General features: G+C 67.6%; 16 protein-coding genes and 2 pseudogenes. 12 read left to right on the forward strand and 6 right to left on the reverse strand.

The features are described 5' to 3' along the window. The first annotated feature begins 77 nt into the window (after window positions 1-77). Window positions 78-943 (forward strand): IS5 family transposase gene (locus ABCR94_RS13835; RefSeq protein ID WP_521976922.1). Its coding sequence is split into 2 segments (ribosomal slippage): window positions 78-471 and window positions 471-943, totalling 867 coding nucleotides; the frame shifts between segments, so codons are not numbered across the junction. Window positions 944-975: 32 nt separating this feature from the next. Here ABCR94_RS13835 and ABCR94_RS13840 read toward each other — a convergent pair. Then, a pseudogene (locus ABCR94_RS13840) lies at window positions 976-1847 on the reverse strand (DUF4394 domain-containing protein). Window positions 1848-2364: 517 nt separating this feature from the next. Between ABCR94_RS13840 and ABCR94_RS13845 the strand changes: the two are divergent. The 4 genes from ABCR94_RS13845 to ABCR94_RS13860 all read left to right on the forward strand — a co-directional run bounded on the left by ABCR94_RS13845 (window position 2365) and on the right by ABCR94_RS13860 (window position 4963). Continuing rightward, the gene (locus ABCR94_RS13845; protein ID WP_347119642.1) at window positions 2365-3150 is read left to right on the forward strand and encodes a ferritin-like domain-containing protein; all 786 of its coding nucleotides are present in this window, start codon (window positions 2365-2367) and stop codon (window positions 3148-3150) included. Continuing rightward, entirely contained in the window at window positions 3147-3980 is an 834-nt protein-coding gene (locus tag ABCR94_RS13850; RefSeq protein WP_347119547.1) for a ferritin-like domain-containing protein, read from the forward strand. The genes ABCR94_RS13845 and ABCR94_RS13850 overlap by 4 nt, the downstream gene beginning before the upstream one ends. Window positions 3981-4048: 68 nt before the next feature. Next, window positions 4049-4450, forward strand: a complete 402-nt coding sequence (locus ABCR94_RS13855; RefSeq protein WP_347119548.1) for a cupredoxin domain-containing protein — start codon at window positions 4049-4051, stop codon at window positions 4448-4450. A gap of 48 nt (window positions 4451-4498) precedes the next feature. Then, window positions 4499-4963: a hypothetical protein gene (locus tag ABCR94_RS13860; RefSeq protein ID WP_347119549.1), complete on the forward strand. Its 465-nt coding sequence runs from the start codon at window positions 4499-4501 to the stop codon at window positions 4961-4963. Between the two features lie 279 nt (window positions 4964-5242). Here ABCR94_RS13860 and ABCR94_RS13865 read toward each other — a convergent pair whose 3' ends face one another. After that, window positions 5243-6316, reverse strand: a complete 1074-nt coding sequence (locus ABCR94_RS13865; RefSeq protein ID WP_347119550.1) for a DNA polymerase Y family protein — start codon at window positions 6314-6316, stop codon at window positions 5243-5245. 2 nt (window positions 6317-6318) lie between these two features. After that, window positions 6319-9768: a DNA polymerase III subunit alpha gene (locus ABCR94_RS13870; protein WP_347119551.1), complete on the reverse strand. Its 3450-nt coding sequence runs from the start codon at window positions 9766-9768 to the stop codon at window positions 6319-6321. Window positions 9769-10184: 416 nt separating this feature from the next. Here ABCR94_RS13870 and ABCR94_RS13875 point away from each other — a divergent pair, with 416 nt between their 5' ends. Then, complete coding sequence (locus ABCR94_RS13875; protein WP_347117077.1) at window positions 10185-10703, forward strand: zinc ribbon domain-containing protein; 519 nt, start codon at window positions 10185-10187, stop codon at window positions 10701-10703. Here the strand turns inward: ABCR94_RS13875 and ABCR94_RS13880 are convergent. Then, entirely contained in the window at window positions 10666-11451 is a 786-nt protein-coding gene (locus ABCR94_RS13880) for an IS5 family transposase (protein WP_347117076.1), read from the reverse strand. The two genes, ABCR94_RS13875 and ABCR94_RS13880, sit on opposite strands and share 38 nt — an antisense overlap. Window positions 11452-12113: 662 nt before the next feature. Between ABCR94_RS13880 and ABCR94_RS13885 the strand changes: the two genes are divergently transcribed. The 6 genes from ABCR94_RS13885 to istB all read left to right on the forward strand — a co-directional run bounded on the left by ABCR94_RS13885 (window position 12114) and on the right by istB (window position 18456). Beyond that, window positions 12114-14348 carry a hypothetical protein gene (locus ABCR94_RS13885; protein WP_347119552.1) on the forward strand — a complete coding sequence of 745 codons (2235 nt, stop codon included), beginning with the start codon at window positions 12114-12116 and terminating at the stop codon, window positions 14346-14348. A 301-nt stretch (window positions 14349-14649) separates the two neighbouring features. Next, entirely contained in the window at window positions 14650-15072 is a 423-nt protein-coding gene (locus ABCR94_RS13890; RefSeq protein WP_347119553.1) for a hypothetical protein, read from the forward strand. 29 nt (window positions 15073-15101) lie between these two features. Further along, complete coding sequence (locus ABCR94_RS13895) at window positions 15102-15578, forward strand: hypothetical protein (RefSeq protein WP_347119554.1); 477 nt, start codon at window positions 15102-15104, stop codon at window positions 15576-15578. Between the two features lie 235 nt (window positions 15579-15813). Further along, entirely contained in the window at window positions 15814-17430 is a 1617-nt protein-coding gene (gene istA / locus ABCR94_RS13900) for an IS21 family transposase (RefSeq protein ID WP_347117198.1), read from the forward strand. Between the two features lie 2 nt (window positions 17431-17432). Continuing rightward, window positions 17433-17684: a hypothetical protein gene (locus ABCR94_RS13905; RefSeq protein ID WP_347117199.1), complete on the forward strand. Its 252-nt coding sequence runs from the start codon at window positions 17433-17435 to the stop codon at window positions 17682-17684. 7 nt (window positions 17685-17691) lie between these two features. Then, window positions 17692-18456 (forward strand): IS21-like element helper ATPase IstB, encoded by a 765-nt coding sequence (istB, locus tag ABCR94_RS13910; RefSeq protein ID WP_347117200.1) that lies wholly within the window; start codon window positions 17692-17694, stop codon window positions 18454-18456. A 72-nt stretch (window positions 18457-18528) separates the two neighbouring features. On the opposite strand, the pseudogene ABCR94_RS13915 reads toward istB, so the two are convergent. Together ABCR94_RS13915 and ABCR94_RS13920 are read right to left on the reverse strand one after the other, a co-directional pair. Continuing rightward, window positions 18529-19379: pseudogene (locus tag ABCR94_RS13915) on the reverse strand (IS5 family transposase). Window positions 19380-19618: 239 nt separating this feature from the next. Next, window positions 19619-21850, reverse strand: coding sequence for an AAA family ATPase (locus ABCR94_RS13920; protein WP_347119556.1), 2232 nt, complete (start codon window positions 21848-21850; stop codon window positions 19619-19621). Window positions 21851-21953 lie beyond the last annotated feature (103 nt).

The raw sequence follows: 21953 nt of genomic DNA on the forward strand, positions 1-21953 counted from the left end.
CAAGCATCACGGCCGAATGAGCAACAGCCAGTAGGGCCTGTTGCGAAAGTGGATCTTGACTGTGAAACGATCACGGTGTGGCGCGTGGAGATCTGACAGACGAACAGTGGGTACGGCTGGGACCGCTCTTGCCGAAGGGCAGTAAGTCCGGCCGGCCGCCGATATGGCCCAGGCGGCAGCTGATCAACGGCATCCGGTGGCGGACCCGGGCCGGCACGCCGTGGCGGGATGTGCCCGAGCGGTACGGGCCGTGGGACCGGGTCTACGATCTGTTCCGGCGCTGGCAGCGGGACGGCACCTGGAAGCGGATCTTCACCGAACTGCAGGCTCAGGCGGATGCGGAGGACCTGATCACCTGGGATGTGAGTGTCGACTCAACGGTGTGCCGGGCCCATCAGCACGCCGCCGGTGCGGTGAAAAGGGGGATCTCCAGAAGGAGCCGCCCGGAGGTGTCGAGACCGAGCCAGACGACCACGGGCTCGGGCGCTCACGCGGTGGGCTGACCACCAAGATTCACCTCGCGGTCGAGCAGGGGCAAAAACCCATGTCCATCGTGATCACGGCCGGTCAGCGCGGCGATTCCCCGCAGTTCGAACCGGTACTTGAGCGCATCCGGGTACCCCGCAAGGGGCTGGGGCGTCCCCGCAAACGGCCCGCCAAGGTGCGTGCCGACAAGGCGTACAGCTCCCGGAAGAATCGCGCCTACCTGCGCAGGCGCGGGATCCGCTGCACGATCCCGGAGAAGAAGGACCAGATCCGCAACCGCAGGAAGCTTGGTTCCCGTGGCGGCCGACCGCCGAAGTTCGACTACCGCGAGCGCCATGCGGTCGAATGCGGCATCAATCGCCTCAAACGCCACCGGGCCGTCGCCACGAGATACGACAAACTCGCCGTCCGCTACGAAGCCACCATCCTCATCGCAGCCATCAACGAGTGGCTGTGACCAGCACTTTCACAACACGCTCTAACGCCCTCTCAGTGCTGGGCGAGCGGCAGGGCGACGTCGAAGACCTGACGGTTCTTGGGGAATGCACCGTGTGAGGTGACAACGCCGTTGAGGATGTTGACCTTGTAGAAGCAGTAGGCACCGCTCGTCTCCAGGGCGGCGAAGCCGCTGTTGGTGCCGGTCTGGGGGCGTAGTAGATGTCGAACCCGGCCGAGGGGCCCGCGTTCACGCCGAGGTTGCCTGTAGGTGCGAGGGATCCGGCGTTGGCGGGAGACTGCAGGGACACCCTGTCGTTCGTGGTGTCGATGTCGAACAGGCTGGTGGCCGTGGCCGCGTTGAGGTCGTTGTTGGTGTAGGCGGCACCGGTCACGCCGAGAGCCGTGGTCGGCGGGGTGGTGGGGTTGGTGAGAACACCGTCGACGGTGGTGATGAGCGGTGCGGCGGCGTCATCGATGTTGTGACGGAGGTTCTGGCCGGTGTCGCTGATGACCCGGAGCCGGTTCGCGGCCGGGTTGAAGTCGACGCCGAACCTGCTTCCGGCTAGGGTGACGGTCAGCTGCGAGACCTTCGTCGCCTTCGCGTTGTTCGTGTTGAGGGTGTAGATACCGCCTCGGTTGCCGACGGCGTAGAGCTTGTGGTTCTGCACCCGGAAGTCGATGCCCACCACCTTGGTGTCGCCCTTCAGGCCCGAGACCCTGCCCAGGGAGCCGAGCTTCGACGGCTGGTTGGCAGGAAACGCCACCAGTCGCTGATCGGTGGTCAGACCCAGCACGGTCAGGCTCCGGTGCGCCTGGCCCGCAGCGGACCGGTCCGCCTGGGATCCGTCGGCCCACGCCCCCGCGGCGGGGAGGGCCGACGACACCACGGCGGCCAGAGCTACGGCGAGAACGGCTTTTCGCATTGCTTCTCCTACGAACGGAGCACCCACAGTTGGGCACAGAAGAACCAAAGCACTTTAAAGGCATTCAAAAGAATCTAAACGTTTGAAAGACACCTGTATGGCGGCGGAATGCGCGGCGGACGCCCTCCTGCAACGGCACTCTCCTGCCACTGTCCCAGTCTTTCCAGTGGCCTCGCACTCGCCGAGAAGCGCAACCGACAGCTGCGCCTCACCTCCGGAATCATCGCCCCGAGCGCCACCCGGATACCCGCGGACATGTGGGCCCGGCTGGTGACGGACCAGATCGGAGGGGTGCGGCGCACCGCACCTGCTCATGCCCGGCCCCCGCCGCCAGCCACGACAGCAGGGACGGGGCGTCGAACGCGTCCACGGGCTCGGAGGTATACGCATCGAGCCAGCGCCCCTTTCGGGTGAGCGTATGGACCATTCGGAGGCCCGCGCCAGGTGATTACCCGCTCTCTGGTGAACTCTGGCCGTGATCCCGCACTTTTCGGCGCGGGGAAGGAGATTGGGCGCGATGGGCAGAGAACGCATCGACTCCAGAATGCTTCAGGAGTTGACCGAGCAGTCGCAGGACTTGAACAGCGACGCATTGCACGTAACGAATGCGGCGCTGGCGGACTTCACGGAGGCCGCCGAACCGGCGGACCGCAGGTGGTGGCAGCGCCGCGGCACTCTGCTGGGGGCAGCCGGAGCGGCGACCCTGCTGGGTGGCGGACGCGCGGCGGCCGCCTCCAGCAACGACGTGATGGCGCTGCAGACCGCCGCGTCGCTGGAGAATCTTGCGGTGAGCGTCTACCGGACGGCGGCGGGTCTGCCGTTTATCAAGAACGGCAACAAGGCCGTGGCTGCGTTCATCAGCAAGACCACCGAGCAGCACATGGCACACGGCAAGGCGTTCAACGCCGCCGCGACGAAGGCCGGCGGCAAGGCGCAGTACGAGCCGGATGCGAAGTACGCGGCCGTCGTCAAAAAGACGCTGCCCTCGATCAAGACACCGGCGGACGTGGTCAAGCTGGCCATCACCCTGGAAGACGTGGCCGCACAGACCTACACCAAGAACATCGGCCAGGTTAAGGACGAGAAACTGCGGCAGCTGTTCGCCTCGGTCGCCCCGGTGGAGGCGCAGCACCGGGCAACACTGCTGGCGGTTCAGGCCCTGCTGGCCGCCGGCCTGCCGGAGCTGGTCGCGATTCCCACGGATGCGGCGAAGCTTCCCGCCGCCGCGGGCGAGGTCGGCTTCCCCGATGCCTTCTACCCCACCAAGGACGCCTCGCCGGTCAGTGAAGGGGCCGTGAAATGAACAGCAGCAAAGACGACTGGGAGCTCCCCGTCAGCGAAGGCGAGCTGTCCCGGATGACCCGGGAGCTGACGGAGGCTCACCGCGAGACCCTTCCCGTGATGGCTGCCTCCGCGCGCGATCTGACCGAGGAGCTGCGCGATCTGCCGGCTGATGCCCCGGACATGCACCAGCAGCAGCGCATTCACCTGGCACGCCGTCGGTTCCTGGTCGGCGCGGGCGCATCCGCGGCAGCCCTCGCGCTGGCCGCGTGCGGTGGCAACGACAAGAAGTCCGCGTCCGGCCCGTCACAAAGCGCCAGCGCCTCGAAGTCGGCAGGAGCCGGCGGATACACCGGCGACCTGAAGATCGTCGCGCTTGCGGCGGCTCTGGAGAACCAGGCGGTGGGCGCCTACAAGGCGGCTCTCGCGGCGGCCAAGGCCGGCAAGCTCGGCAAGGTGCCCCCGGTGGTGGCTACGTTCGCGCAGACCGCGATGAGCCAGCACAAGGACCACGCCGACGCGTGGAACGGAGTCCTCTCCTCGGCGGGGAGGCCCACGATCACAGGGACCCCGCTGTCCAACCACAAGGACGTCACAACGGCCCTGGGCAAGGTCAAGGACGTCCCCGCACTGGCCAAGCTGGCCCTGCAGCTGGAGGACCAGGCCACCCAGACGTACGTGTTCGCGACCTACAACGTCAAGAGCGCGGGCGGGATCAACACCGCGGCGACGATCGCCCCGGTCGAGGCCATGCATGCGGCGATCCTGCACTACCTGCTCGGCCAGTACCCGGTGCCGGACGACTTCATCGGCTCCGACAAGGCCGCCAGCACCAGCCTTCTGACCGTCTGACGCCTGGGCCAGGTGCGTTCCGGCGCACCTGGCCCAGCGCGGGCAGACCCTGAGCCACCGGAGTGACGATGATCTTCCGCCCCCGCAGGCCACACACGACCGTGGCCGCCACACTGTGCCTGCTGGTCAGCCTCGGCGGCTGCTCGAACGGCGGCAGCTCATCGCCCTCCGCCTCTCCCTCCACCGCGGCCACCAAGGCGCCCTCTCCCCAGGGCGGCGAAGAGGCACGGATCACCATCAAGAACTTCACGTTCACACCCGCCGAGCTGACGGTCAGCCCCGGCACGAAGGTCACCGTGGTCAACAATGACTCAACTCCCCACACCGTGACCGCCAGCGACAAAGCCTTCGACACCGCCACCATCGCCGCCGGCAAAACGGCCACCTTCACCGCGCCGTCCCGTGCGGGTGCGTATGCCTACATCTGCAGCATCCACCAGTACATGACGGGCTTGCTCAAGGTCCGTTGACCGCAGCGCCCCGCGTGCCGTGCACCACCTGCCGCAAAAGGGAGAGCCATGACCCGCGACGCCGCCACCTCACCGCAGCCTGCCCGTGGGCCGCATCGGCCGCTTCGGGCCGCGGCGCGCATCCTGGCTGCTGCCGGCCTGGTCGTGGACGCGTATGTGCACGCCCACCTCGCGGACCGCTACGACGCAGTCGCCGCGACCCTCAGCCAGGGCACCCTCTTCCGTATCGAGGCCGCCCTGGCCGCCCTCGCGGCCCTGCTCGTCCTGGCATGGCGCCGCGTACCCGCGGACGCTTTCGCCTGGCTGGTCGCCTCGGGAGGGCTCGCAGCCCTGCTGGTCTACCGCTACGCCAACGTCGGCGAACTGGGTCCGCTGCCGAACATATACGAACCGATCTGGTCCAACGACAAGAAACTCGTCGCAGTCGCCCAGGCTGTCACCATCGCAGCTACGACCCTGCTCCTCCTCACCCGTACCCGCCGACGACATCTCGTTGGCCCTGTTCTCGTATAGCTAATCCGTTGTTACTGACCTTGAAGTCGTCTTGTCGTAGGGGCTTTCTCCTGAAACGCCCAACGGAACGGCAACCGACAGAGCCAGCGTGGTGCGGCGTTCGCCCACGGCCCGCACTCGCTGCACCGGCCGGCAGCCTCGAAGCCTGCCCGGCCACCGAGGCTGCCGGACCGGCCCCCTCTGGTTGGGCCGGCGCGGCAGCCTCTATCCCCTGCGAACTCACCGGAACCGTCCAGACCGCGGTGTCCTTGACCCGCCCCGTCTCTGGAGTCGCTCTGTTCAACCTCCGGGGTCGAACAGAGTTCGGAGGCTTGCTGGACCGCCTGAACGCCGGGCTGCCGTAGCCGAGGGCACTTGGCCCTTGCATGGAGGTTGGGCGAGGGCGGCCGGGGCAAGGATGGCGTCGCCGAATCGGGCGCGGGCCCGGTCGGTGACTTCCTCGATGAGGAGTGCCTTGTCGTCGCTGGGGTCGAAGTGCAGTTGGCGGGTGGCCTGGTCGGCGGGACGTAGCGTCTCCGCTCGGAGGGTGAGTGTCCGGACACGGGCGCGTTGCAGGCCGAGCGTGGCATAAAGGGCGTAGGCGGCCCGTGTCATGGCAGCGGTGTGGTGGGTTGGCTCAGCAAGGGTCCGGCTGCGGGTGCTGGCCGTTTGGTCCGCGTAGCGCACCACGAGCGAGAGTCCGGCGGCGATCTGCTCCTCCGCACGGAGGCTGTTGCCCAAGCGTGTGGCCAGGCCGAGCAGAGCGCGCCGGTGCTCGGTCGAGTCGAGTTCGTCGTGCTCGAACCGATGCTCGTGGCTCATGGAGCGCGCGAGCGGTTCACGGGCTACGGGCCGCGGATCGAGGCCGTGCGCACGATCGAGGAGTGCTCGGGCCGTTGTCATGCCGAGGATGCGCTCCAGGATCGATGGCGTGGTGTCGGCCAGGTTACCGATGGTGTGCAGGCCGTGGCGGGAGAGGGCGCGGGAGGTCTTGGGGCCTACGCCGTCGAGTGCTGCGACGGGGCGCGGCCGCAGCCACGTTGCGACGTCGTCGTCCTCGACGACGGTGGTTTCGCCGGGCGGGGTGACGGCGGTCGCCATGGACGCGATCATGCGGTTGGGGCCGGCCCCGCAGGTCGTGCGGATGCCGTGGAGGGCGGCGAGGCGCATCTTGATCACCGCGGCGAGCCCTGCCGTGTCGGCCTGCCAGTAGGCCAGCGCGCCGGTGAGATCGAGGTGGGCGCTGTCGGGCGGGATGGCCTGCACCTGGGGGGTGATGGCCTCGCAGCCGGCCAGCAGGTCTTGGTACAAGCCCCGGTGGGCTCCGGGCGGCATGTGGAAGTGGCAGTGCAGGATCACCCTGGGCGTGGTCATTTTCATCCCGCGCTTCCGGGGCTCGAATACCCGAGAGCCTTCAGATCGGCAGACCTGGAGCCGGGGGGCTGCAGGTCGGCGTACGGGTGCAGGCGCGCGCCGGCCGTGCCGTTCGTGAGAGTCCGCGCGGGAGCGCCATGGGCGGGGGTCGGCGCTGGCGCGACGTCGCCGAGGAGGGCGAGGGCGGCTTGGGGGCCGTGGTCGCGGCGGGTGGCGGAGAGTTCTCCGAGGTCCCATACGTGGGTGCCGACGACGGTGCGGCGCGGTCCTCTGGCTTCGACGGTGCCTCGGACCAGCAGCAGCCCGGAGTGGAAAATGGTGTGCGCGCAGGCGGGGTGGGAGTTTTCGAAGAACGCGATGTCCACCAGGCCGCTGCCGTCCTCCAACGTCACGAAGATGACGCGTTTCCCTGAGGGGATCGGCGGGGTCTGGGTGGAGGCGCGGACGCCGGCGACCAGTACTTGCTGTCCGGGGTGCAGTTGTTTGAGGTGGGCGGCGTCGGTGGCGCCGATCTCGCGGAGCAGCCGGTGGTGGTGGTCCATCAGGTGCGCGGTCACGTCGATGGACAGCACGCTCAGTTCGGCGGCCAGGACTTCGCGGCTGGTCATCTCCGGCAGCCCCGACGGCCCACCGGTCATCAACTGCCCGTCCAGGGGGAGTTGGCCGTCCCCGGGGCGGGTGCGGGTGTGCCGGTGCAGCTCGGTCATCTGCAGGAGCAGGTCGCGGCGGGTCAGCCGGCCCCGCAGGGCGTCCAGGGCGCCGACCTCCACCAGGCGCTCCGCGGTCGGCAGCGCGGGACGGGCCCGCTTCCAGAGGTCCTGGATCGAGTTGTAGGGCTGCCCGGAGGCGATGCGCGCCACCTGCTCCTCGCTGATGCCCTTGACCGAGGACAGTGACAGACGGACACCCCAAGCCCCGTCGGGGCTCTTCTCGATCTGATATTCGGGGCGGGAGTGGTTGATATCCACCGGCAGGATGGGCACCCCATGTCGGCGCGCGTCGGAGACGATCACCCGGGCCGGCCACATCCCGGGGTCGTGCTCGAGCAGGCCGGCGTACAGCGCGGCCGGATGGTGTGCTTTGAGCCAGGCGGACTGCAGGGCGGGCACGGCGAAGGCGACGGCGTGGGCCCGGCAGAAGCCGTAGGCGCCGAACTCCTTGACGATGTTCCAGACCTCGTCCAGGACCTCGGTGCTGTACCCGCGGGCACCGGCCTCGCCCCTAAACCACCCCTCCAACCGGGGCAGCCGGTCGGGGTTGCTCAGGGCGCGGCGGGCGACGTCGCCCATAGCCCGGTCGCACCCGGTCAGTACGGAGATCATGTCGATGATCTGCTCGTGCCAGATGGTCACCCCGTAGGTGTCGGCGAGGACTGGCTCCAGGTGGGGGTGCGGGTAGCGCGGGGCGGCGCCGTGCCGGGCGGCGATATACAGCGCTGGCATGCCGCCCTTGACCGGTCCGGGCCGGAAGAGGCTGATGTCGGCGATGACATCCTGCGGCCCGCGGGGCTGAAGACGGCCGACCAGATCTTGCTGGCCCGGGCTCTCCAACTGAAACACGCCCACGGTGTCAGACTTTCGGATGAGGTTGAAAGCCTCCTCGTCGTCGAGCGGGACGTGATCGGGGTTGTCGAGATCGAGGTGGCGCCCGGTCGTGCGGCGGATCTCGGTGACGGCATGCGCCATCGCCGACTGCATCCGCACCCCCAGGACATCCAGCTTTAGCAGGCCGAGGTCTTCGACGTCCTCCTTGTCCGCCTGGACCATGGGGTATTGCCCACCGGGGGTGGGCTGCACCGGCAGCCGGTCCAACAGGCTGGCATTGGACAGAATCACCCCGCACGGATGCATCGCGATCCCGCGCGGCAACCCGTCCAGCGCCTCGGCGAGCTCCCACAACGCCCCGTACGATTCGGCCTCCGCAGCCAGCTCTTTGAGCTCGGGCAATTCGGCGAGCGCACTGCGGATGTCGCAGGCCTGGATGTGCGGAAAGCTTTTTGCGATGCGGTCGGCGGTCTGTGGTGGGAGCCCCAGGGCAAGGGAGGTGTCGCGCAGTGCGTGGCGGGCCCGGTAGGTCTCGGGCATACCGGTGATCGCGACGCGATCGGTACCGAACCGCTCGATGATCTTGTCGTAGACCTGGAGCCGGCGCGCGGACTCCACATCGATATCGATGTCCGGCAGCGACCGCCGGCGCACCGACAAGAACCGCTCGAAAAACAAGTGGTGCTCCAGCGGATTCGCCGTCGCCACAAACAGACTGTGGTTGACCATCGACCCCGCGCCCGAACCCCGCGCAGCCACCCGGATCCCCATCGCACGGACATCCGCCACCACCTGCGCGACGGCCAGGAAATAGGGCTCGAACCGCAGCTGCCCGATGATGCCGAGCTCGTACTCCAGCTGCTCGACTGCGAGCCGGTCTCGGTCCAGGCCGCGCGCGAACATCCCGTCCTGACACCGGCGCCGCAACAACTCCATCGCCCCACCCGCACCGGCCCGCGCCCCCACGACCGATGGCTCGGGGAAGTGCGGGGTCCCCAGACCGAGATCGGCCACCGGGTCGACGACGCACAGCTCCGCCGTGCGCACCGTCTCCGCAAGCAGTTCAGCGGCCCGGCCCGGCCCCGCGCCGGCGGCCTCAGCGATCTGCTCTGCGGCCGCCGCCATCGCCGCAGGCCCCTTCAGCCACCGCTCACCGCAGTCCACACTCCGGCGATCAATCGGGCGCAACAACCGGGCCGCGTCCAGCACATCAGCAATCCGCCCCTGGCCAGGGTCCGCGTAGCGCACCGCGTTGGTCAGCACTGCGGGGATACCGAGCCGGTCGGCGAGCTGGAGCGTGTGGGCGGCCAGACGCAAGGACCCCGGCCCCGTCCCCGCCAGCCCGTACCAAAGAACCTCCAGCCGCAGACCTGCACCCACCACCTCACGCCACGGTGCGAGCAGCTGCTCCGCCACATCGGGGCGCCCGGCCGACAGGGCCCGCACCGGCTCCGAGGCCGGACCAAGCAGCACCACCAGGCCGCGGTCGGCGTACTGGCGCAGCACCGACCAAGTGATGACCGGCGGCTCACCCGACGCTCCGGCGTGGGCGGCGGAAACGATCCGGCACAGCCGCGCCCACCCGTCCGCGTCCCGGGCGAAGAGCGTGATGCGCAGGGGCGCTTCGACGACGTGCGCGCCGCCGCGCACCGGGGTCCGGGCACGGGCCGTGCCCGGGGTCGCGGGGTTCAGCGGGGCGACGGCGACGTCGACACCGAAGACCGGGCGCACGCCTGCTGCTGTCGCCGCCTTGGCGAACCGTACGGCGCCGGTCACGGTGTCCCTGTCGGTCAGGGCCAGCGTGCCGATACCTCGTTCAGAGGCGCGTTTGACCAGGTCGGACGGGTGTGATGCGCCGTACCGGGGCGAGTATCCGCTGGCGACGTGCAGGTGCGCTCCCGTGTTCACGCGGCACCACCTCCGTCCGGTAAATCGTCTCTTTTCGGCCACCTGACTCATTCGCTTTATCGAACAAGATTCGAACACCGCGACTCTGAAACACTCCGATCCCCGGTAGCGACGACCTGTTGTGACTGAGGTTTCAGTCGGCCCCTGAGCGTTGTACTCGGCCCGGCTGAGCGTGTCGGTTGGCCTGGGCCGTTCGCGGGTGGGGCTGAGCTGGGGCTTTGGCAGGACGCAAACCGCCGTCCCCACTCCACAGCGCGGCCGATGAGTTTGCATCTCGCGGCCGGTCCAAGCTCTTGACACCTCAGAAGCTGTTGCTAAAAGGGTCTTGAGGGTTGCGTTTCCGCTGGTCAGGTATGAAGTGGGCTGAGCGCGGAAGGGTTCGGGCGTCATGATTGTCCGAGCGTGGAGGTGCGGGGATGCCGTCGGTGAAAGGGCTGTTCGAGGAGCGGGAACGTGCGGCGAGGCAGCGGGTGGAACTGCTGCGCGAGGAGGCCGAGCGGGTCCTGGCCGCGCTGCGGGAGGCCGAGACGTTCTGGGAACGGAAGGTCGTCGCGTTGGAAGAGCTCGATGACGCCTTGAGCGTGGACCACGGGTCCGTGGCGGTCGAGGTGGGAGGGGAGTCGCGGCCCGACCCGTCGGTGACGGTGTCGGGTTCGATGGTGCCGCAATGGCGGGCGGACCTGTCGGCCTCCGCGCTCCCGCCGGACTATCAGCGCATCATCGGTGTTCTGGTCGGCCGGGAGGCCGGCGGGGCGGATGGTGACCGGTCGATGATCTGCAGGGAGATCGCCGGTGGGCTGGGCCTGGAGTTGGTGCCGGCGAAGGTGGAGGGGGTGCGGTCGAAGGCGAAGAAGATGGTGGCCCGTGGATGGCTGACCGAGGTGCGGGCGGGACGGTTCACGCTCGCGGACGGCCAGCGAGGCGACGGCTCATGACCATGGTCATCGACCACAGGATCATCGCTTCGGCGCTGACGGTCGTGGTCTCGAAGTCGCGGGCCAGACGGCGCGAGCGCATCAGCCAGCCGAAAGACCGTTCCACCACCCAGCGGCGGGGAAGGATCTTGAAGCCCTTGGTGTCGTCACTGCGCTTGACGACCTCCAGCACGATGTTCAGCGCCTTCGCCGCACCGGCGAGGACAGGGCCGGTATAGCCGCCGTCGGCCCAGATGAGACGGAGCCGGTGAAATCTCTTGCTCAGGAAGGGCAGGAGGGCCTGGAACGCGTCACGGTCACCGATGTCAGCAGGGGCGACGTGGACGCTCAGCAGCAGACCCAGGACGTCGGTCACAATGTGCCGACGCCTCCCGTTGATCTTCTTGTTTCCGTCGTAACCCCGTGAGGCGGCCGGAACGTTGGCGGCGGCCTTCACCGACTGTGAGTCCACGATTCCCGCGCTCGGCTCCACGTTCCTGCCCGCCCGCGCCCTCACCTGCTCGCGCAGCCGGTCGTGGAACTCCGCGATCAACCCCTGCTCCCGCCACCGGCGGAAGAACGCGTACACCCGCTCCCAGCAGGGGAAGTCTGCGGGCATCGCCCGCCACTTGACACCGTTGTCGACGACGTAGCGCACCGCGTCGACCATCTGCCGGTGGCAATAAGACTCCGGCCGGCCCGCCTGCTTGCCCAGCCACGCCGGGACCGGCAGCAACGGGCGCACCCGCGCCCACTCCGCGTCCGTCATGTCCGTCGGGTACCGACGCTCACGGCCGGGCTGATCGGCCGCGTTTCCGTACACGTGCGCGAGACAGTCACACGACCGCGCCGAACCACTGGCCACCGGCCCCATCGATGCGGTGAACTGGAACAACAGGGCCTCCTGGAAACGGTGATCTCGACAACCACTCGCTTCCAAGAGGCCCTGCTTTCATGCCCCGCCCCATGAAGATCACCTATCCGGGATCGACGCGAGGAACATCAGATCGACCGCCAGGCCACATGATCGATTGAACTACGGCTTCTAAGGCGGCCAGGTCTGCCTGTGCGCTGGTGGGCTTGATGCAAACTCTCTTCGAAGTCGTGTGTGTCCACGGCACGCACCGAGGTGTGCCTCACACCCGTGGCGGTCCCGGGTGTACTGGGTCGCCCTGCGCCTTCACGGCCGCTCTCCTGAAGTCGCAGCCGGCCCGAGTCCGGCCACTCGGTCAGCTGCCTCTGGCCTGAGGAACGCGCGCGGTTATCAGACTGGGGGCGTGGCGTTTGCCCGTGCGCAGGACCTCCGCCAGCACCGATAGCGTCAGCTGCTCATCTACCCCTTGGTGTGGAAGCAAGCGCATGAGGGACCTGATGTTCGGTGAACCTTTAGGCTGCCTACCGCAGGAGCGTGCACGTTAGGTATGGGGGGACATGGTGGAGACAGCAAAGCTGTCGTCGCTGAGCGAGCAGTTAGTTGCCATGGGTTTTGATCGGTTTGTCCAGGGGGTGCCAGCGGTGCTGAGCAGTTCCCTGTTCGCCGGCGAGCTGGCCTTTAGCGCACCGGGGAGCTGGCAGAGCGTGTGCGAGCCGTCATGGGCACAGCTGGCCGCACGCGCGGGGGAGCTTCTCGCCGATAGACCGTTGTTCTTGGTGCCGACGTGGGAACGAAGAGAGAATTCGGCCAAGAGCCGTGCAAATGAACCCGACTCCTACTACGCCGAGATTATGACCTCCTGTCGCCCCCCGTCACTCGACGCCGTGATGGCGGTACTGCTCCCGGCGCAGGCGTGGGCCTCGGACCGACCCTGGGCAGCCGAGATGCGAACGAAGGTGGCTGAGCACTGGGACACCCTGCTCGTGGTCTACGTGTCGGGCGCGCTGACGCATCTGCATTCGAATTTGGAAACGGCGGTTGTCTTTCTGCGGCCGCGAGCGCAGACCAGGCCGGTCCTGAAGGTTTTCCAGGTGCCGCATCCCCGCCCCGATGAGGCAGCTGTCATCAAGGACTTCGAGCGGCTGCTGGCCCGTCAGGGCGGCAGGGGAGAACATGGCTATGTGCTGCGGGAGCCGCCCGGCCCGGAACAGGGCCTGCACTTCGATCGCTTCGACCCGCAAGTCCTCCAACGCCGCGATGACCTGGCGGGCTTCGGAGCCGTCAACGCTCTCGGCGATCTCTTCACGTTCCACCTCGCCCCCTTCGGTGAGGTAGCCCTGAAGAGGAATAAGCAGCTGACGTCACCGAGGGATCCCGGCGGGGTGCGCATGCTCCAGGCGCGGGACATCGGCCGGGACGGCACGATCGCCCCGCCGTCGGAGGAAACCCTGTGGGCAACCATCCCCGAAGATAAGCAACTTGCTGCAGGGGACCTGGTGATCCGCCGTTTGATCGCCCCATTAATTGTGCCCCCACACGGCTTCTTCACCGCCGAGGTCAGCGAGGAAGATCTTCCCGCCGCCGCGTCGGAGCAAGTGGTGGTCCTCAGGCCCATTAAGCCGCTCTCCCGGCCGCAGGCCCGCTTGATCACCATGTTCCTGCGTACCCCGCTCGCCCTGACCCTGTCCGGACCACGGCTGACCACCACCACGATGAAAGCGCTGTCTACGCTGCCCGTGCCGCAGCCCGATGAGGCGCTGACCAAGGCCCTCGATGAACTGACCGCAGCCAAGCAGCAGCTCAAACGGTGGGAGCAGCAGGCGGACTCGGTGATTGAGTCGGTCTTCCAGGAGAAGACCGCGGCCCGGGCACGCGCCCGCGTCATCGACTCCGGCCGCGCACTGAGGCTGCGCGTCGAAGCAGCCTCACTGCTCGACGACCTCGGCCACAGCGTCCGCACCCGCTTCCCCTACCCCATCGCCTACCGCTGGCGCGAGACCGAAGCCCGCATCAGTACCGGTGATGCCCAGGCCGCCTACGTCGCGATCCTGGACACCGCTGAGGAACTGCTGTGCTACGTCGCCCAACTCGTCCTGGCCCTCGCCCTCGCCCAAAACATCACCCTGGGGGCGGTGACAGCGATCCGGGACAAGCTCGCCGGCGGGCGCAGCGGCCCCGGCTTCGGTGACTGGGCCAACGTACTCAACGAAGCTGCGACCAGCCGACAGCTCAACAACCTCCCCGAAGCCCACCCCCTCAATGACATTCGGACACTGCTGGCACACGCGGATGCCGAGAAGGCCCGCCAAGCCCTGAGCGAGCGTCGCAACGATCAAGCCCACCTGCGGCGTGTCGACCCGATCGACCTGCCCCACGCCATCGACGTCGCCTTCGCCGATCTGACCTGCCTGGTTGAACGAGCCCGCTTCTTGGCTGATCTGCCCCTGATTGAAATCACTGATGTCCACTGGGACGCTTTCGCCCGCAGTGCTCACGTGGAATACCGGGAACTGGCGGGCGACCACCCTGTCGTCCCGACCCGCACCATGGCCTCACCTAGCAACGAACTGGAGAAAGGCAGCCTCTACCTTCGCGACACCGATGGCGCACTGCACCTGCTGCGCCCGTTCCTGACCGGCAGGGACTGCCCGACCTGCCGCAGTTGGTCAACCTTTCACGTCGACCGAGCCCCCAAGGATGTCGTGATTTTCAAGAGTCTCGAACACGGCCACATCCTCGAAGACTCATCTGCCGATGCGCGCCGCCTGCTAGGGCAAATCGGCTTGGTGTGAAGCGGCATACGGCGGGGTGGCGTCGTTGGCGGTCGACAATGATCACGCTATGCCAACTCCGAGAGGGCCTGTGCGAGTACCCGGCGCAGTGTGCGGGCGTGAGCCCTTCCGCCCGCACGCGCACCGATGCCTTCTACCGGAAGATCCGCTGCCACACGGCATGTTCGTCACTTTTCGGATGGCGAGTGTGTGAGCTCGGCACGATGAGCCGTGGTACTGGGGAGCGAGCCTGTCGGGAGGATTCGTGGAGAGGATGTTGAGTAGCGCCGACCATCTGCATGCTGCTGTGACGGTGCGGCGTATGCGGTTTGTCGAGCCGTCCGGCTTCTATCCGGCCGGCGATCTTCCCGCGCCGTGGCCTGCCGTACTGGACCAGCTTGCCTTTGCCACCGTGGACGCCTGCCAGGACTGCCGTCTGGTCCTGCTGGACCGCGTCGCGGACGACGCGCGAGCCACACGGGAACTGGTGTTCTGGGCCTGCACGATCACTTCGGAGTTGTACTGCGGGATCCCGCGGGAACTCCTCGAAGGACAGCAGGAGCCCGGCGCCCGGTTTCGCGCGTCGGCCACTTTCCGCGCGCTGGCAGAGCAGTACCAGGCAGGGGAGCTCTCGAGCGCCGGCTGCGAGCGCTGTACCACCGGACAGCGCCGCGAGGCCGCGGACACCGCTGTCACCCTCGTCGCCGGGTTCTGCCGGTGGTGGACGGACTTCCTCCACCAGTGACACCCGGCCCATCCCCGAGAAGAGGCCCGATGGAAACACACCGCACCCCGCCACCGTCATCCGCCCCGGGCGTCGGTGAGATGCAACTCGCCGCGATGAGCGGGTTCTTCGCCGGCGAAGCAGCGATCTTCATGCTGCAGCCGCAGACCATGCAGATGCGCAACGCTCAGGGGCAGGTGGAAGAACCAGACGTCCTGGAAGTCCTGATCCGCGAAGCGGGCGGAAAGCAGCTGACTGTGACGTCGCTCTTCGCCCCCGAGCAGACCTCAGGCTGGAGCGCTTCGCTGCGCCTGTCCGACGACTCACTCGTGGTGCGGTTTCCGAACAACCGCGACTGCCTCTACGAGGGGAGCATGCCGACCTCTGAGGAGTGGCGGCGTCACGTCGCCGCGAAGGGCGACGCCGTGGTCATCACCGGGCTGATGGCCGACCCGGACTGCGTCGATCCCGCGATCCACGCCGGGCTCACCACATACGTCCGCGTAGCGCTGTCGATAGCCCGCTAGGGGGTGTCTTCAAAGGGTCATGTCGGCGCTCACGGAATGTTTCCGTCGAGGTGTGATCCGCTCACGGAATGTTCCCGGGGGCCGCTCGTTGGTTCCCAGTAGCGCGCTCGCGATGTTCGTCGTGGGGATGGCGAACGTTCTGCTGTAGTTGTCAAGATCCAGTCCTCTTCCCGTACATGATCGTCCGCTGTCGGCCCTGGTAACTGGGGAGCGGATGGCGAGGAGGACTTTCTACGTGATCGACATAACCGAGATCCTGGTGCACTGGTATGCCGGACGGTCTCAGCACGATGTCGCGGGCTCGCTCGGGGTGGCGCGCAGGACGATCCGCCGCTACGTGGAGCCGGCGATCGCCGCGGGTTTCGTGCCCGGTGGGCCGCCGGTGGCCGAGGCGGAGTGGGCGGCGCTGGTCAAAGAGTGGTTCCCGCACCTGACGGACACCCGGCTGCGGCAGGTGACCTGGCCGGACTTCGACAGGCACCGGGAGTACATCGTCGAGATGCTGCGGGCCGGGGTGACCAAGGCGACGATCCACCAGCGGCTGCGGGACGAGCACGGGGTGACAGGATCGGTCGCCTCGTTCAAGCGGTACGTCGTGGCGAACCTGGCCGAGGACGCGATGCGGGACAAGGTGACGGTGCTGCGAGCGGACCCGGAGCCGGGGTTCGAGGCACAGATCGACTACGGGATGCTGGGCTCCTGGACCGATCCGCGTACCGGGGGCTCGCACCGGATCTGGGCGTTCGTCATGGTCCTGTCGCACTCCCGGCACATGTTCGTCCATCCGGTGATCTCGATGGACCAGGCGTCGTGGACGGCCAGCCATGTGGAGGCGTTCGCGTTCTTCGGCGGTGCCCCGGCCCGTCTGGTGCCGGACAACCTGAAGACCGGGGTGGACAAGCCCGACCTCTACGACCCGAAGCTGAACCGGGCGTATGCCGAGCTCGCGGCGCACTACGGCGTCCTGGTAGACCCCGCTCGCGCACGGAAACCCAAGGACAAACCTAGAGTTGAAAGACAAATGCCCTATATACGGGACTCGTGGTGGAAGGGCCGAGAGTTCACGTCTTTGGCGGAGATGCAGGCGTCCGCGCTGCACTGGTGCCGCCAGGTCGCCGGCGTCCGCAAGCACCGCGGGCTGGACGGGCGGGCTCCGGCGGAGGTGTTCGACACCGTCGAGGCCGGCACGCTGATCCCGCTGCCGGACTCGGCGTTCACCCTGGCGCAGTGGTCGCGGGCCAAGATCGCCCCGGACGTCCACGTGAAATGCGGGAAGGCGCTCTACAGCGTTCCGTGGAAGCTGATCGGGCAGCACGTCGACATCCGGGCCACGTCGACGATGGTACGGATCTTCCACCACGGCGAACTGGTGAAGACCCACGTCCGCGCGGACAAGGGCCGCCGGACCGACATCGCGGACTACCCGCCGGAGAAGGTCGCGTTCCAGACGAAGACGCCGACCTGGTGCCGGGAACGCGCCGAGCAGTCCGGTCCGGCCACCGCCGCGGTGATCGCCGAACTGCTGGAGGGCCCCGCCCTGCACCGGCTGCGGTCCGCGCAGGCGATCCTGGGCCTGGCCGGCAAGCACACCGACGCCCGCCTGGAGGCGGCCTGCCGCAAGGCCGCCGCGGCCGGCGACCCGTCCTATCGCACCATCCGCAACATCCTTCTCGCAGGGCTTGAGGCCATCGAGCCCGAGCGGCCCACCGGCGACGCCGGAGCCCCGGCGTTCCTGCACGGGCCCGACACGCTGTTCGCCGACGTCATCGCGTTCCCCGCCCCCACCGCCGGCACGACGGCCGGCCGCCAGACCGAGCCCGGGCACGGCGAGCCGACCGGCACGGCCAGCTGACCATGACCGGACACCCCCACCACCACCACGACGACGTCGTCCACCTGCCCCGACCGGTCGCCGAACGCATGGCCTCCTGGCTGCGACATCTCGAGGCATTCCTCGACGACTGCGATCAGGCCACCGCGGACGCCCTGGACGGCTACTTCGGCTTCGCGCCCGCCGCCGAGACCATCAGCGCCGTGCTCAGCCTCGACGCCGACACCCTGCAGGCCGCGCTCACCACCACGACACCGCCACCACAGGAAGCGTGAACCCGCCATGACGATCCTCCGCCCCGCGCTGGCCGACAGCCTGCGAGCCCTGCGACTGTCCGGGATGCTCGAGACCCTGGACGCCCGCCTCAACCAGGCCCAAGGCGGCGACCTGGGCTACCTGGAATTCCTCCAGATCCTGTGCGACGACGAGATCACCCGCCGAGAACAGCAGAGCATGGCCCGCCGCCTGCGCCGCGCTCGCTTCGACACCGAGGCCACCTTGGAAGGCTTCGACTTCGGCGCCTCGCCCAAGCTGCCGGCCGCCCAGATCCGTGACCTTGCCGCCCTGCGCTGGCTGCACGCCGGGGAGTCGATCATCCTCTACGGAGCCGTCGGCGTCGGGAAGACCCACGTCGCCCAGGGCATGGGCCACCAGGCGATCCGGGCCGGAGCCGAGGTCCGCTTCCACAAGACCAGCCGGATCCTGGCGGACCTCGCCGGCGGACACGCCGACCGCACCTTCGACAAACGCCTGGCCGGACACATCAAGGCCGACCTGCTCATCCTCGACGACTTCGCCATGCGCGAGTTCACCCCCACCCAGGCCGACGACCTCTACGAGCTGATCTCCCAACGCGTCGCCGAAGGCCGCTCAGTCGTGATCACCGCCAACCGCGCACCCCAGGACTGGTATCCGCTGTTTCCCAACCCCGTCGTCGCCGAGTCGCTCCTGGACAGACTGATCAACACGAGCCACCAAGTGTTCATGAACGGCCCCTCCTTCAGACCGAACAAGCGACCGAAGGCAACGACCACCGTCACGAAGTAGACCCACTCAACACACCAGGGTCGGTCTCATTGCATGAGCCGACCCCGGGAACATTCCGTGAGCGCCGACAGGTCATAACCACATCAGGAGTGACGCGATGGTGAGGGCCGCTTCGTAGGATTCGCGGGTTTTGTCGTAGCGGGTGGCGATGGCCCGGTACTGCTTCAATGCGTTGAAGCAGCGCTCGACGACGTTGCGTTGCTTGTAGCGGTCTTTGTCGAAGGCAGGTGGTCTGCCGCCGTTGGCGCCGCGTCGGCGGCGGTTTGCCTGCTGGTCCGAGCGTTCGGGGATGGTGTGCGGGATACCGCGTTCTCGCAGATAGTTGCGTATGCGGCGGCTGGTGTACCCCTTGTCGCCCAGGAGATGGGCGGGGCGGGTGCGCGGCCGGCCAGGGCCTGTGCGGCGGACCTTGATCTGGGCGAGGAGCTGCTCGAGCTGGGTACAGTCGTTGACGTGGCCGCCGGTGAGAACGAAACCGAGCGGGCGGCCTTGGCCGTCGCAGACGAGGTGGATCTTGGTGCTCAGTCCGCCGCGGGATCGTCCGAGGGCGTGAGCGTGTGCCGCTTCTGTGGGAGTTGCCCCTTTTTATGGGCGCCCGCTGCGTGCTGGTGCGCTCGGGTGATCGTGGAGTCCACCGACACCAGCCAGTCGATGTCCCCGGCCGCGTCCTTCTGGGACTGGACCGTCTCCAGCATGCGGGTAAACGTGCCGTCAAGCGCCCACCTGCGGAAACGCGTATACAAGGTCCGCCGGGACCCATACCGCTCGGGCACATCCCGCCAGGCCGAACCGGTTCGCAGCTTCCACACGATCCCGTTCAGCACCACCCGATCGTCCCGCCGAGGCCGTCCCGTCTCCGTCCTCGGAAGCAGCCCCGACAACGCTTCCCACTCTTCATCCGAGAGCTCATGTCGCCGCACCATACACAACATGATGCCTCATCAACTCCCTTTGAAGACACCCCCTAGAGCCCCGCGGATCATCGAGCCCCTGGAACGGGTGCGGGCGAAACGAGGTCCTACGCGTCGGCGTGAGCGCGGCCCCAGGTGTTGACCCGGCGCCGCCCGCAGCCGGTCGGCAGTCAGGACGGGGCCGTTTCGCTGCGACTGGGTGTCCTGGCCTCGCGCAGACCTGCACCCCACCTGAAGACGGCCCCCGTAGCTCAGTTCCCGGGTCGAACGGGGCTCTGCGCGGACAGCGCCGCGTCCCCTGCCGCAGAGGCCGCAGCCGCTCCCGCTGATGCCTGCTGAGGAAGTACAACTCCGTCAATCGCCAGGGGAGAGCCGCCGAAGAATGCAGCAAAGACGAGATCGAACTCGCAGCGGTCGGTTTCTTTGAACACGGGCAGGCCGCGGATGTCCTCGGCGGTGGTGTGGCGTTCGCAGAACGTACGGGCACGGTCGTTCTTGTTGGCCGGCTCGTTGTGCTCCAGCGGCGGGTAGTAGTCCTCGATCGCTCCGCGCTCCCACACGTAGATGTCCTCCTGCCGGAGTTTCTCAAGGAGCTCCAGCTTCAGCTCCCGCACGGCGGGGTCCGCGGCCTGTTCGAGGATGTGCCGCGCGGTGCCGGATACGGAGCGCGCGAAGAAGGCGCCGACCGCGGTGTCCAGCTCCTCCCAGTCGCACAGCCCTTGCGCGTGTTCCGCTTGCTTGGCCTGTGCTTGGCGCCACAGATCCTGCACGGCGCCGCTGGTGCGCATGCCCTTGAGGGTCTTGCCCGAGACCTCGGCGGTGGTGTCCTCGGCCACTTGGTGGACCCGGGAGACGAGCCGCTCCCGCAGCGCACGGCACGGGGCGCTGGCGCCCAGCTTGTCGAATCCCTCGAGTACGGCGTCCAGGTCCGCGAGGACGGCGACCTTCATCTCGAAGCGGCTGAAGAAGCCCCGGTAGCGGGCGATGCTTCCCTTCCCCTCGACCTTGGCGATGGCAGCGGAGCGCTTGTCGAAGTCCCACTCCGGGTGCAGGGTGCGCGCGAGGTGGGGAATGAGGATGTGGTCGCTGGGGCCCTCCACGAGGAGTACGGAGTTGGCGAAGAAGGCCGCCTCGTTGTTCTCGTGTTTGATGATCTCGAACTGATCGCGGGCATCCAGCTCGGACAGGTCGATCACACAGGTCCGGCTGGCCGGCGGGTTCAGCGCGTGGTCCTTGACCACCTTGACGAAGGTGCCGGTGGCGCCGGGGGCGTAGAAGGCCGGCGAGTGCGTGGTGACCAGGACGTCGTGGTACGTGGAGAAGAAGGTCAGGGCCTCGAAGAGCTTGCGCTGGGCCCGCGGGTGCAGGAAGACCTCGGGCTCTTCGAAGAGCAGGAGCCAGGGCTGCTGGGAACTGTCGGCGGCGCCGGGCCGGGAGGTCTTCAGGTCCACGTAGGCGCGGAGAATGGCGAACGCCACGGATCGGCGCAGGCCGTCGCCCTTGGTCTTGAAGGAGCCGCTGATGCCGTCGTCGATGGAGAGCTGGGCCTCTTCGAGGAGGCTGCGCAAACGCGGCGGGGGAATCTCCAGGCGCACGTTCGCGCGGGGAAAGGACTCCTGGAGATTTTCCTGGATCAGTGACTCGATCCTGCGCACCTCCTCCAGGCGCTCATCCGACTCCTCCCCGTTGTCCTGTGTCACCACGTTGAGCTGGCTGCGCAGCTGCTCGAAGGACGACTCGAGCTGGGGGAGCTGATGCTCGATCTGCCCGAAGAGGATCGAGAGGAGACGCCCGAAGGTCGCGGTCGAAGTGGTTTTGACGTCTTCGTTGAGTTCCTTCACGGCCGGGATGTAGATCGGTTCGGGCAGGAGGGGGGCGATCGACTTGTCGAGGCCCGTCGGCAGGGGTTCATCGCCCGTGGTGAACTCCTGTGCGGTGAGGGATTCCACGATCCGCTCCCACGCCTGTTTCACCGCGGTCCGGGTGATCCTCGCGGGCAGCTCTGCGAAGATCTCCGGGTACGTCCCCTTCACATTCTCGGCGATCTCCTCGTTGGTGATCTTGGGCCTGAGGGTCTCGTCAAGGGCGGACTTCCTGTACCGGTGATCCCTGGGGACCATCGTGACGACCTTCAGCGTCCCCTTGCCCGGCGTGTCGTAGATCCTCGCCAGAGTCAGGCGCCCGCCCCGGACCTCTTGCTCGATACGTCCGCGGTGCCCCTCTTCCAGGCGCATCAGGTCGGGCTCGCCGATGCCGGAAAACGTGAGCTGGATACGGATCGGCTGCTCGCTGAGGAAGTCCGTCACCAGGGCAGTGCCTGACCGCAGGAACAGGTTGAGCGCCTGGAACACCGATGACTTGCCGGAGTTGTTCTCGCCGATGAGGCAGCCGAAGTGGGAGAACGCCATATCCACCTGGGTAAGGCCGCGGAAGTTGTCGATTCTGATGTGTTCGAGGCGCACGGTGCTCCAGGGGATGATCAAGCCAGAACGGACATCGTAGAGGCCAGCGCAGGAGGCCGTTGCGGTTATCGGGGCAACTGCTGCCACCGGTACGTATGTTGTCGACACGCCGGTCCGTCAGGTG

Origin of the sequence: Streptomyces changchenzhani, assembly GCF_039766235.1 — a bacterium.
In the GTDB taxonomy this organism is placed as follows: domain Bacteria; phylum Actinomycetota; class Actinomycetes; order Streptomycetales; family Streptomycetaceae; genus Streptomyces.